Origin of the sequence: Asaia platycodi JCM 25414 (genome assembly GCF_000614545.1) — a bacterium.
GTDB classification, from domain to species: domain Bacteria; phylum Pseudomonadota; class Alphaproteobacteria; order Acetobacterales; family Acetobacteraceae; genus Asaia; species Asaia platycodi.
Genome location: NZ_BAKW01000022.1, coordinates 12,736 through 25,604, shown reverse-complemented (window position 1 = coordinate 25,604; position 12,869 = coordinate 12,736). Strand labels below are relative to the sequence as shown.

The 12,869-nt window shown below is 58.9% G+C and carries 7 protein-coding genes and 2 pseudogenes; 8 read left to right on the top strand and 1 reads right to left on the bottom strand.

What is annotated here, in order from left to right; genetic code table 11:
- Window position 1: 1 nt before the first annotated feature.
- Window positions 2-664 (bottom strand): TetR/AcrR family transcriptional regulator, encoded by a 663-nt coding sequence (locus JCM25414_RS20700; protein WP_206777962.1) that lies wholly within the window; start codon window positions 662-664, stop codon window positions 2-4.
- A gap of 243 nt (window positions 665-907) precedes the next feature.
- Here JCM25414_RS20700 and JCM25414_RS14090 point away from each other — a divergent pair, with 243 nt between their 5' ends.
- From JCM25414_RS14090 to JCM25414_RS20680, 8 genes and pseudogenes are all read left to right on the top strand, one after another.
- Entirely contained in the window at window positions 908-2,086 is a 1,179-nt protein-coding gene (locus tag JCM25414_RS14090; RefSeq protein WP_242403614.1) for an efflux RND transporter periplasmic adaptor subunit, read from the top strand.
- Between the two features lie 9 nt (window positions 2,087-2,095).
- A complete protein-coding gene (locus JCM25414_RS14085; protein WP_025842046.1) occupies window positions 2,096-5,251 on the top strand; it encodes an efflux RND transporter permease subunit in 3,156 nt (1,051 codons plus the stop codon).
- Window positions 5,248-6,729 (top strand): annotated as a pseudogene (locus JCM25414_RS20695) (efflux transporter outer membrane subunit). The gene JCM25414_RS14085 and the pseudogene JCM25414_RS20695 overlap by 4 nt, the downstream one beginning before the upstream one ends.
- A 14-nt stretch (window positions 6,730-6,743) precedes the next feature.
- The gene (locus JCM25414_RS20690; RefSeq protein WP_242403613.1) at window positions 6,744-7,085 is read left to right on the top strand and encodes a hypothetical protein; all 342 of its coding nucleotides are present in this window, start codon (window positions 6,744-6,746) and stop codon (window positions 7,083-7,085) included.
- Window positions 7,086-7,250: 165 nt separating this feature from the next.
- Window positions 7,251-7,643, top strand: coding sequence for a hypothetical protein (locus tag JCM25414_RS23450; protein ID WP_159101782.1), 393 nt, complete (start codon window positions 7,251-7,253; stop codon window positions 7,641-7,643).
- Window positions 7,585-8,532 carry a TolC family protein gene (locus tag JCM25414_RS20685; RefSeq protein WP_159101781.1) on the top strand — a complete coding sequence of 316 codons (948 nt, stop codon included), beginning with the start codon at window positions 7,585-7,587 and terminating at the stop codon, window positions 8,530-8,532. The genes JCM25414_RS23450 and JCM25414_RS20685 overlap by 59 nt, the downstream gene beginning before the upstream one ends.
- A complete protein-coding gene (locus tag JCM25414_RS14065) occupies window positions 8,529-9,698 on the top strand; it encodes an efflux RND transporter periplasmic adaptor subunit (RefSeq protein WP_025842045.1) in 1,170 nt (389 codons plus the stop codon). The genes JCM25414_RS20685 and JCM25414_RS14065 overlap by 4 nt, the downstream gene beginning before the upstream one ends.
- Window positions 9,699-9,700: 2 nt before the next feature.
- Window positions 9,701-12,840, top strand: a pseudogene (locus JCM25414_RS20680) (efflux RND transporter permease subunit).
- The last annotated feature ends 29 nt before the right edge of the window (window positions 12,841-12,869 follow it).

The window sequence follows — 12,869 nt, the reverse complement described above, 5'->3', positions numbered from 1 at the left end:
CTCAGGCCCCGTTTCCCTTTTCAAGTCCTGTCAGGAACATGGCGACAACCCGGTGAAGATAGTCCGGGTTGTCGCGCCAGTACTGATTGGGTCGGCAATGGCTGAGCTCACACAGGATAAACGTTGCCAGCGCGCTGCCGAAGAGCATATCCGTCGCTTCCTCGACATCGTCGATCACCAACAGCCCCCGATCACAGAGACGTTCGAGCCAGAGTCTGAGCGGGAACGGACCGTTATGACTGGAGAAAAACTCGCGTACGAAGCGGCTGGCTTCAGGATTGCGGGACACTTCGGAAATGACGACCCGAATCAGGTTTAGCCGTTTCTCCTCCATCATTGTCGTGCCCAGCGCCCTCAGACCGTAGACGAGCTGGTCTTCGACCGTATCGCCTACCAGTTCAAGATCGCGCAGGCCGGACAGGAGCAGGCGATCCCTGAGCAGATGCTCGACCATGTCCTGCTTCGAACTGAACATGTGATAAAGGGTCTTCTTGGACATGTTCGAGCATTGGGCAATCCGGTCCATCGAGGCTCCGGAATAGCCGTGCTGCTGTAGAACGAGCTCTGCCGCATCCAGAATTCGATCGCGTCTTTCCGTCTCGCACAGCACAGGCGGACGTCCACACTGACGCCGCCCCTGTACCGGGTTTTGATCAATACGCACGGCGGGGGAGGGTGAGACCAGATCTGACATATTGGTTAGGAAAACCGCTCCGAGGCTGCATCCGGTCCGTTGACCAGCTTTCGGAAACCGTATAGTTCCCTATGCATGAGAAACTCAAGGGTTTCCGAAAACCTTTTTTTGGCGCGAGCGCAGGGTTGGCGGCTACTCTTGGGGCCATTGGTATTTTTGGATAGCGCCATTATGCGAGTATTTTCGTCTCTTTCTCCACGTTCACCGTGGACCTTGAAGACCACAACGAGCCTTTCCCTGCGCCTTATTCCCCTGGCTCTTTTGACGTTCGACCTTTCAGGCTGCAAACACAAGGCAGCGGCGCCCAAGCCGCCGCCGCAAGCTGTCGGCATTTACACCGTCCATCCGCACCCTCTGGAAACGAGCACCGCCCTTCCGGGCCGTGTCGAAGCCTTCGAACAGGCCCAGGTGCGTCCTCAGGTCGGTGGCGTTATCCTGAAGCGGACCTTCGAGCAAGGGACAGATGTCAAGGCTGGTCAGCTGCTCTATGCGATCAACCCAGCGCCCTACAAGGCTGCTTATGATCAGGCAAAAGCCCAGCTCCTGCACGCTCAGGCAGCTGCGCTGAGCATTCGCGCCCAGCTTGAGCGTTATCGCCCCCTGGCTGCGGCTCATGCTGTCAGCAAACAGGACTACGACAATACATTTTCGTCAGCGAAGCAGGCCGAGGCTGACATTGCGCAGGCCAAGGCCAATGTCGATAGCGCAGCAGTCAATCTTGACTGGACGCAGGTTCGCTCCCCCATCGACGGGCGTATCGGCCGTATGCTCGTCACTCCTGGCACGCTCGTGACAGCCGGGCAGACGAACGCGATTGCAACCGTCACGCGTATGGATCCGATTTACGTTGACGTAAATCTGGCGACGTCCGACATGCTGCGTCTTCGCCGCGAATTCGCCTCCGGCAAGCTCGAGAAGGTCTCTGGCAACGCGGCTGCCATCCAGCTCACGCTGGAAGACGGCAGCCGTTATGACAAACCGGGTCAGCTGCGCCTGACCGAAGTCACGGTGGACCCTGCGACAGGCACAATGATTGTACGCGCGGAGTTCCCGAACCCGGAGCGTCTGCTCATGCCCGGCATGTATGTGCATGCAGAGATAGCCGAAGGCGTCGATCCGCAGGCCGTCACCATCCCGCAGCCCGCCCTGCAGCGCGATTCAAAGGGCGACCCTTTTGTCTATGCGCTTGACGATGACAACAAGGTAACCATCCGCTTTGTCCAGCTCGATCGGGCACTGGGCGGCGACTGGGTGATCATGGGCGGTCTCAAGGACGGCGACCGGATCATCGTCGAAGGGTTGCAGAAGGTCCATCCGGGTGCGGTGGTGAAGCCGGTCGAGAAAACGTCCGATGAAAAGCCAGACGCCGCCCAGCCCGTGCACGCAGGATAAGAGTTCTTCATGTCACGTTTCTTCATTGACAGACCGATCTTCGCCTGGGTTATCGGGCTGATCATCATGCTGGTTGGCGGTGTGGCCATTTTCCGCATGCCGATCGCACAATATCCTTCCATCGCTCCACCACAGATCGCGATTACCGTCGATTATCCGGGGGCGTCGGCAGACACCGTCAACAACACGACTGTACGGCCGATTCTGCAACAGATGTCCGGGCTCGATGGTCTGGAATACCTTTCGGCCTCTTCCTATGGCAGTGGCCATATGGAAATCGATCTGACCTTCGTGCAGGGCACAAGCCCTGATATCGCGCAGGTTCAGGTGCAGAACAAGCTGCAGCTGGCACAGCCGCGTCTGCCGACTGAGGTTGTCGCTCAGGGCCTGAGCGTAACCAAGGCCGTCAAGAACTTCATGCTCGTCATTGCCTTCATCTCGACCGATGGGAGCATGACAGGACAGGATATCGCGGATTACGTCGCCTCGAATGTGTCCGATCCGCTGTCACGCGTGACCGGCGTCGGCGATCACACCTTGTTCGGCACGGAATACGCGATGCGTGTCTGGATGGATCCGAACAAACTTTATAAATACGCTCTGAATGTCAGTGACATTCAGACCGCGATCCAGCAGCAGAATATCCAGGTTTCGTCAGGTGAGCTGGGCGGGTTGCCGTCCACGAAGGAGATGGCGTTCGATGCAACGATCATCGGCCCCACCCGCTTCAGCGACCCCGATCAGTTCAAGAAGATTGTTCTGAAGGTTCAGCAGGACGGTTCACAGGTTCTGCTTCAGGATGTCGCCCGGGTCGAACTCGGCGCGCAGAACTATAATTTCACGTCTCATTGGAACAATCTGCCGACCGTGGGTATGGCGCTGAAGCTCGCTCCAGGCGCAAACCAGATCACGACAGAGGCAGCTGTTCACGCGAAGATTGCAGAACTCGAACGGTATTACCCTCAGGGGCTGAAGACTGTTTACCCGCTCGATACCGAGCCATTCATCACGCTTTCGATCGAAGAAGTTGTGATCACCCTCGTCGAAGCCATCGGGCTCGTCTTTGTGGTGATGTTCATCTTCCTGCAGAATTTTCGTGCAACGCTCATTCCGACGATTGCCGTGCCTGTCGTGCTTCTCGGCACTTTCGGCATACTCGCGGCCATGGGGTACTCGATCAACACCCTGACCATGCTTGCCATGGTTCTGGCAGTCGGTCTGCTCGTTGATGACGCCATCGTGGTGGTGGAAAACGTCGAACGCGTGATGAGCGAGAAGCATCTTTCACCAAAAGAAGCAGCCCGCCAGTCGATGGACGAAATCACTGGCGCCCTCGTTGGTATCGTGCTCGTTCTGACCGCTGTGTTTCTTCCGATGGCGGCGTTCAACGGTTCAACGGGCGTCATTTATCGCCAGTTCTCGATTACCATTGTCGCCGCCATGTGGCTCTCAGTGCTTGTTGCCACGGTAATGACACCCGCTCTCTGCGGTTCGATGCTCAAGCCAACCCACAAGAAAGCCGAGCGCGGTCCCATAGCGTGGTTCAACCGTAATTTCGACCGTATGACAGAGGGCTATCTCAAGGGTGTAAGATTCCTTGTGCGTCAGCGCCTCATCAGTATGGTCATTTTTGCGGCATTCACGATTGGCGCGATCCTGCTCTTTGTGCGCGTGCCAGGCGGCTTCTTGCCCGATGAAGATCAAGGCATCATCTTCGGTCAGGTGACCATGCGTCCCGGCGCGAACGACGCCCAGACGGCAGCGGTCAACAAGAAGATCACTGATTACGTCCTCAAGAACTACGGTGATATCACTGAGTCCGTCTTTGCCGTAAACGGCTTCAATTTTGCTGGTCAGGGCCAAAGCGCGGGTGCCTTCTTCATCCGTCTCAAGCCCTGGGATGAACGCCCCGGTAGCCAGAATACGACAATGGCAGTCGCCGGTAAGATCATGAAGCATTTCTGGATGGATCCAGAAGCAATCATTTACGCCATCAATCCTCCAGCCGTTCTGGAACTTGGCAACGCTGCCGGTTTCGATCTCGAACTCGAGGATAATGGCCATCTGGGGCACAAGGCGCTGCTCGACGCCCGTAACAAGGTGCTCAGTGCCGCCGCAAAAAACCCGCTGCTTCAAGCCGTGCGTCCGATGGGGCTCGAAGATCAGCCGCAATTCCATCTCGAAATCGATCGTCCTCGGGCAAATGCCCAGGGCGTTACCAATGCCGAAATCAATACCACCATTCAGGGTGCCTTCGGCTCTATCTACGTCAACCAGTTCATGCGGAGCGACCGTGTGAAGCAGGTTTATATCGAGGGTGAGGCCTGGGCTCGTATGCGTCCGGACGATCTCAATAAATGGTATATCCGCAATACCGCCGGTTCGATGGTACCGTTCAACTCCTTCGCCACGGGTAACTGGATTGTCGGCCCCCAGAAGGTCGAAAACTACAACGGTCTGAACTCCTTCGAACTGCAGGGTCAGCCGGCCCCGGGATCCAGCACTGGCACCGCCATGGCGGAAATGGAAAAGATCATGGCGACCCTGCCGAAAGGCATCGGTTTCGAATGGACCGGCATTTCCTACGAGCAGGTTGCCTCAGCTGGCGCGACCGGCCCGCTTTATGCCTTGGCTGCGATCGTGATCCTGCTCTGCCTTGCTGCGCTATATGAGAGCTGGGCCATCCCGATCTCGGTGCTGATGGTTCTGCCGCTTGGCGTGCTCGGTGCCATCGGGGCGACGTTGTGGCGTGGTCTGGACAACGACGTCTACTTCCAGGTCGGCCTGCTGACCACCGTCGGTCTGTCAGTCAAAAACGCCATTCTCATCGTGGAATTTGCCAAGGAGTTCTTCGAGCAGGGTGACAGCCTTGAAGAATCCGTCCTCAAGGCCGGCCGTGAGCGTCTGCGTCCGATCCTCATGACCTCGATTGCTTTTGTCTGCGGTGTGTTTCCGCTGGCTATCGCTACAGGCGCGGGCTCTGCGTCACGCGTTGCTATCGGCACCTGCGTGGTGGGCGGCATGCTCTCTGCGACACTCCTCGCAGTCTATTTCGTGCCCGTCTTCTTCGTTGTCATCCTGCGCGTCTTCCGTGTGCAGCGCATCAAGGACCGCGTTGATCCTTATGAAGACCGCAATACCGCCGCTCGAGGAGAGGGCGCATGAACCAGCTTTCCAAACTCAAGACGGTGAGCGCTCTCACGGCGTTCACCATGCTCGCCTCCTGCATCTGGCGCCGAAGTATCAGCAGCCCACCCAACCTGTTCAGAACGCGTATCCCGCCAATTCCGGACAGACCAGGCCTCTGAGCGGGCAAGCCGCTGCCGATATCGGGTGGAAGCATTTCTTCACGGATGCGCGTCTGCGCGCCTGATCGACCTTGCCCTGCGTAACAACCGCGACCTGCGCAGTCAGGCCGCGGCGATCATGGAAGCGCAGGGAAGCTACGAAGTACAGCATGCGTCTCTTTTTCCGCCGATCGGTGTGACCGGGCAGGGACAGTATTTTGCGCCTTCCGAGACTGCTGGCTTCTCATTTGCCCCCGGTCTGGGCCGTGGCACCTCCATGCTGCGCTATTACGGGGCGAATATCGGTTTCTCGTCTACGAGATCGATCTCTTCGGGCGTATACGCAATCTGTCACGACAGCAGGCTGAGGAAGTCCTTGGCTCACGGATGAGTGCCCAGTCGGTACTGATCAGCATGGTGTCGCAGGTCGCCAACACGTATCTGTCCTGGCTGGCGGACAGGGAACTCGTGCGTGTGACAAACGAGACCCTGACCTCTCAAAGCAACACGCTCAATCTCACCAAACTCAAATATGACCATGGTGAGGCCGATGCGCTGACGCTGGCCCAGACCCAGACCCAGGTCGAGCAGGCTCAGAGCAACAAGGCACAATATGAGCGCCAGCTGGCGCAGGACGAACATCAGCTTCAGCTTCTGGTGGGCACGCCACTGCCCGATACGCTGCCAGCGCCGCAGCCCTTCGGCTCGCAGACCCTGCTGACCGATCTGCCCGCTGGCCTGCCTTCCGACCTGATCGCGCAACGCCCGGACATCCAGTCGGCGGAGCATAACCTGATCGGGGCCAACGCGAATATCGGTGCGGCACGCGCTGCGTTCTTCCCGAAGGTCACCCTGACTGCACAGGAAGGTGTCAGCTCACTCCAGTTCAGGCATCTCTTCACGCCGGGTGCCCAGACATGGTCTGTTTCGCCCAATATCGAGCTACCGATTTTCACTTGGGGTCAGAACGAGGGGAACCTGAAAATATCGAAGGCACGGCGTCTCTCGCAGATTGCCACCTACGAAAAGACGGTTCAGACCGCGTTCAAGGAAGTGTCTGACGCACTCACCGCGCGAGAGACCTATCTTGCTCAGGATACCCATCTCAAGGCGCTTGTGGGTTCGTCACAGCAGGCATTCGATCTGGCGATGATGCGCTATAACACGGGTATCGATCCTTATCTCACGACCCTGACCCAGCAGCGCAGCCTTTACGAAGCGCAGCAGAATCTCATAGTCGTGCAACTCGCACGTTACCAGAATCTGGTAACGCTGTACCGAGCCCTTGGCGGCGGGTGGAGTGCGGCTGATGTTGCCGCAGCCAACGCCCAGCCCGGTGCTTCGCGTAAAGGTTGAGACAGGAAATCAGGATGAAACAGGGAAAATTGTTCAGCGCCGTTCTGGGCATGCTGACCGCCGGGGCATTTATTGCCCCCGGTATGGCGCAGGCTCAGGATGACGGTGACGGCAAAAAAGCGCCTGACATGCACCAGCTCGCTCGGTCTTCGACCCTGCCGAAGGCCGAGGCAGATTTCAGCATGTTCAAGTTTCGTCCGCGGGGCGACAAGGTGATCGAACAGCCTGACGCCAACCGCATTCTGTTCAAGCGCCCGGATGGCACGCCTGACGGTTACGCGCAACGCCGTGGCAATGCGGTGATCTATTACGATCGCTTCGGCAAGGTGTCGCACGTACAAACTCTGGATAACTGAACGCGAAGTCCGCGATGATAGCGTGACGGGCAGGCTGGGACGTAGAGCCAGCCTGCCCGTCACGCCCCCAAATTTTCCGGTTGTCCACAGATTTTATTATAAATTTTATTATCCAGCCAAGTTTTGTCGCGGATTACGCGCGGTTAATGCCTAAGATCGCGCATCATGTCAGTGATTCCCCGATCGCACAGGCAACGCATCAAGGCGTGGGCTTATTCCTTCTCTTTCAGGACCTCCCGATTGAGGGGCACGCTCCTGATCATGGGCGCCTTTGCAGCGACGCCACCGTGTCTCGCCGAGAGCTTTCACGAAGCCATCCAGTCGGCCTGGGACAGAGATCCCGCCAACCAGTCCTTTGCCATTGATGCCAAGGCATCTGCCAGAAACGCACGGGCCGCAAGGTCCTGGTTTCCTGATGGTCCGATCGTCGCCGGGCAATATCTCGACGACCATTTCATTGGCACCAATCTGGCTACACCACCTATCAGGCAGCATCAGTGTGCCACTCTGGTTGCCGGGGCAGGGCACGGCAACCATGCGCACGGCACTTGCCGATGAGGCTGTGGCAAAGGCCCGTATCAAGGTGCAGCATCTGCTGAGCGCGGTGCGCGTACTCGATCTCGCAAGCACAGCGACCTTGCTGAAGAAGAAGATAGGCAATTTACGCGCCACCAGCGCGCTGCTTGAGCGCGTGGTGCAGAGTTCGCATCAGGGTCTCAGGGCCGGGGAGATTGCTGCCGCCGATTTCGATGCCGTTATAGGCGAGCAGGGCGATGTCGATGCCCAGATCGCTCAGTCTGAACAGGCACTGGAAAGCGCCAGAGCTGAACTCGATGCTCTGACGGGCACTGACGACATTCCCGATATCCTCTCGCTCGACGGGCGCATTCTCGGCACCCAGACACTCACGCTCGATCCGTCACAGGACCCGCGCATCGAAATGGCACAGGCCGTGACCAAAAGCGCCAAGGCCGCCTATGTGCTGGCCAGGCACTCCTACATGCCCGCGCCGCAAGTCGGAGTGCAGGTAGTCAAGCAGGGTCAATTTGGCAGCCCCTGGGATACCCAGGTCGGCGTGCAATTCTCCATGGCCCTGCCGAGCGAGGCTCGGAATACCCCCATGATCATGAAAGAGGTCAAGGCCATGGGCGCCGCAGAGCGCGACGCAGTGCTGGCACAGCGGCAGGTCACGACCGAATACCGGCGCACCCGTGCCAGCCTGAGTTCAGCTCTCAGCATGACGCGCCACACGAATTCTGCACGACAGGCGCTTGATGCCCGCGCGCAGGATCTCGAACATGCCTGGAGTGTGGGCGAGACGCCGGTCATCGAATATCTGCGTGCCCGTCGGGCGGCGCTTGATGCCGGGCAAAGGAGTGCAGAGGCCGACGTCATCTGGCACGCTGCCATGATCAGAATGAGCCTTATGGCGGGACATTATCCATGAACATCTCCTGTCTGCGGCTTCTGGTCGCCCTTCCTCTTTGCGCGCCTGTTGCCCTGGCCCAATCAGGCAGTGACTGGCCGAGCCGCCCGATCGTAATTGCGAAAGAGGCCTTTAAAAGCGAAGGCATTCACACCGCAAAAGCCAGAAGCGGCGCTTTGCCTCCGCATATCGATGTGCCAGCCTATATCGATCAGGACGATCGGCGCAGTGCGCGCATCCACCCGGTCGGGCAGGGGCGGGTGCAGAGCGTGCTCGTCACGCCGGGCGAACTGGTCAAGAAGGGTCAGGTTCTGTTCACCTATGACGATTTCAGCCTGAGCGACGCCCATCAGCGCTTGCTCTCCTCAGAGGCCGCGCTTCAGCAGGCCAAGGCATTGCGTGACGATGCGCGCCTTGCCTACGATCGGGGGCGGGCGCTGCAGGGCGGCGCGGTCTCACAGGGCGAGGCCCAGCGCCGGTACTCGCGTCTGCGAGAGGCCCAGGGAACGGTCGAACGCAGCCAGGCCATTGTGCAGAATGAACGCGAGCGACTTGCCCGGTTCAGTTCTTCTTCCGAACGCACTGAAGGTCTGCATTCGTCCGTCATTTCGCCCATAGACGGTATCGTCGACAAGATCACGGTCGGAGTAGGCGAGGAAGTCTCAAATCGCACGGCCCCTGCCGTTGAGATCGACGATCTGAGCAAGGTCTGGGTGGTCTCGCAGGTCGGAGAGCAGCAGGCCGTCAAGCTGAGTCGGGGCGGCCGCCAGCTCACTTGGCCGACACCGGACACAAAACCGATTGTTTCGCATATCGATCTGATCGAAGGCAGTGTCGATCCGATGACGCGCCATGTTCTGGTGCGCAGTCTGGTTGAAAACGCGAAGCGGCAACTACGCCCTGAAATGCTGGTCAAAACGCGGCTTTTCGCGTCGGAAGCGGTCAAGGGTACGCTTATTCCTGACGCTGCCGTCCAGACCATAGGCAGTCAGACTTGTGTGTTTGTCAGGCTGGACGATACCCATTATGAAGCGCGCAAGATCAGCACAGGCCCCGATCTCGATGGGATGATCGTGGTGACGTCAGGCCTCAAACCCGGCGAGAGTGTCGTAACCGACGGCAGTTTTGTTCTGAAGTCACAGGCGCTTCTGGCGCCGGAGCCCAGTCACGGAGAGGGCGGGGGCTGACCATGCGCTTCATGCTTGCCCTGCTTCGGGGCCGCGTAGCCATTCTCGGCGCGGTCGTGCTGTTCATGATCGCCGGCATCGCCGATCTCAGATCGCTCTCGGTCGAACCCGTACCCGACATCTCGCCCAGACAGGTTCTGGTGTCGGTCCGTGCGCCGGGCTTGCCGACGGAAGAGGTCGAACGTCTGGTTACCTTCCCGATCGAGACGGTGATGTCGGGCGTGGTCGGCGTCAATTCGATGCGCTCGGTCTCACGCACCGGGGTGTCTGTGCTCTATCTGCAATTCGACGACGGGACCGATATCTACCGGGCTCGACAACTTGTTGCCGAACGCCTGTCGCAGGCGCGCGCCGCCGTGTCGGTGCGTGGTCTTTCGATCACCATGGGGCCAATGGCCACAGGGATGGGTGAAATCCTGCAGCTTCAGATCCATGGCGAGGGGCGTTCTCTCGCTGCTCTGAACCGCATCATGACCTGGAATGTCGTGCCGAAGCTGCGTCTCATCCCGGGTGTTATCGACGTCAACATCAATGGCGGTGCCTCACAGACATACGAAGTGGCGCTCAACCCCATGGCGCTGAGGCAGTTTCAGGTCTCGGTGTCCGACGTTTTCAATGCTGTCGATCGCGATAACGAGGCCGCGGGTGGCGCCTGGCTCGAGCATAATGACGAGCAGCACATCATTGTCGGGCGCTCCCTCATCGACAGCCTGCATGAGCTGGGCGAGGTTCAGGTACGCTCCATGCCCAATGGCGGGGTGGTACATGTACGCGATGTCGGCACGGTTCAGGAGGGCACGCTACCTCGACTGGGAGGTGTCACACGCGACGGTGAAGGCGAAATCGTCAATGCCGTCATCCTGTTGCAGCAGGGCGCCAATGCCAAAGCTACGCTGGCGCGCATTGAGGCGGCCCTCCCCAAAATCGTCTCGACCCTGCCGCAGGGCGTTACCCTCGAACCCTATTACAGCCGGGCCACACTGACAGATGTGACGATCCACACGGTAAAGGAGAACCTGATCCTCGGCGCATTGCTGGTGCTGTTCGTCCTTCTGGTCGTGATTGGAGACTGGCGCGCCTCGCTCGTCATCATTTCGGTCATTCCGTTCTCACTTGTTGCAGCCATGGTCGGCATGCGCCATCTGGGAATCTCGGCCAATCTGCTCAGTCTGGGCGCAATAGATTTCGGTATGGTTGTCGATAGCGCGCTGGTCATCGTCGAAAGCGTGCTCTCCAGCCAGGCGGCCGACGATGTGCCGCTCACACGACGCATCGCCGATACAGTTGCCTCGGTGGCCCGACCGGTGATCTTCGCCATCCTGATCATCATCCTGGTCTATCTGCCTGTCCTGACGCTCGAAGGTGTGGAAGGGCGCATGTTCCGCCCGATGGCGCAGACGGTTATTCTCGCGCTCATTGCCTCGCTGCTCTACGCCCTTGTAGCCGTCCCCGCTTTCGCGGCGCTCCTCATGCGCGTCAAGCCTGGACATGACGCAGGGCACAAGTCGAACCATGGCGACGAAGTGGAAGAGGTCACGCGCGGCACCGAACACGATACAGTTTTCATACGCTTTTTGCGGCGCGGTTTCGCCCCGGCGTCCCGCTGGTGCATGGCCCACGGCAGAATGGTGATGGGCATCGCGATGGTCGTTCTGATCGTATCGGTGGGGCTGACCACGCGTCTTGGCGGCGAGTTCATTCCGCAGCTTCAGGAGGGCGATCTGATCGTCACCTCCACGCGTCTGCCGGGGATATCGCTCGATGCGTCGCTGCGTTCGATCCAGCAGATCGAACGCACGCTCAAGCAATTCCCCGATATCCGGATGCTGGTAAGCAATAGCGGCACCTCGGCCATACCAACCGACCCGCAAGGCGGTGAGCAGTCGGACACCTATGTGCTGCTCAAGCCGCGATCCGAGTGGAAGACGGCCAACACGCAGGAAGGGCTGATTCGCGCGTTCGACGCAGCTCTACGGAAGAGCAATCCGGGTTCGCTCTATTCCTGGAGCCAGCCCATTCAGATGCGAATGGACGATCTGCAATCCGGCGTGCGCTCGCAGATCGCTATCGGCGTCTATGGCCCTGATATCGACAAGCTGATGAATCTGGCCGCACGGATCGCAAAGGTAGTCGACAATGTTCCAGGCGCGGCAGACGTGGCGCCTCAGGATGTCGGGACCATACCCTATCTGCATATAGACGCTGATCGTACAGCAGCAGCCCGTCTCAATGTTGATACATCAGAGGTGCTCGACGTGGTTGAATCCATTGGCGGCCACGTCGGTCCGCCGGTCTCGCTTCAGGATGCACTCATCCCGACCGAAGTGCGCATCATGCCCCAGGCGCGGGACAGCCTCGACGACATCAAACTCCTGCCGGTGCTGACACGAGACGATCACACGGTACGGCTCGATCAGGTTGCCGACATCACCATGCGTGACGGGCCAGCCGCCATCAGACGTAATCAGGGTGAGCGACGCATGATGGTGCAGGCCAATGTGCGCGGCCGTGATCTGAGTTCGTTCGTGCAGGCAGCCCAGACGGCAGTCAAAACCCAGATCAAACTGCCTCCGGGATATCGGATCGAATGGAGCGGGCAGTTCCGCAATCTCCAGACCGCCGTGGCACGTCTCGAAATCGTGGTGCCCATAACCCTCGTTCTGATTTTCTGCCTGCTCATACTTGCGCTTGGCGATGTGTGGCTCGCTGCTCTGGTCTTCGTGAACCTGCCTTTTGCTGCGACAGGTGGCATTATCGCGCTCTGGCTGCGCGCCATGCCGTTCAGCATATCGGCAGGCATCGGCTTCATCGCCCTTTTCGGTGTCGCGACGCTCAATGGCGTGGTTCTGATTTCATATATACGAGACAAGAGACTGGCCGGGTTCGATGCCGTCGAGGCGCCGTAACCTCGGCACGTGAGCGATTTCGCCCTGTCATGGCGACAGCAACCGTCGCCTGCCTTGGCTTTTTTCCGATGGCGTTCTCGATGAGCGAAGGGGCAGAAGTCGAGAAACCGCTGGCGACGGTGGTAATCGGCGGACTGATTTCCTGCACGGCACTGACTCTTCTTGTCCTGCCGACGCTCTATATCAAGCTCTCAAGATTTCGTGAAAACAGGAAAGAAAACCGGATGGTTTCGTAAATCGAACTCAAAGGGGCTGGCAGCGTTGT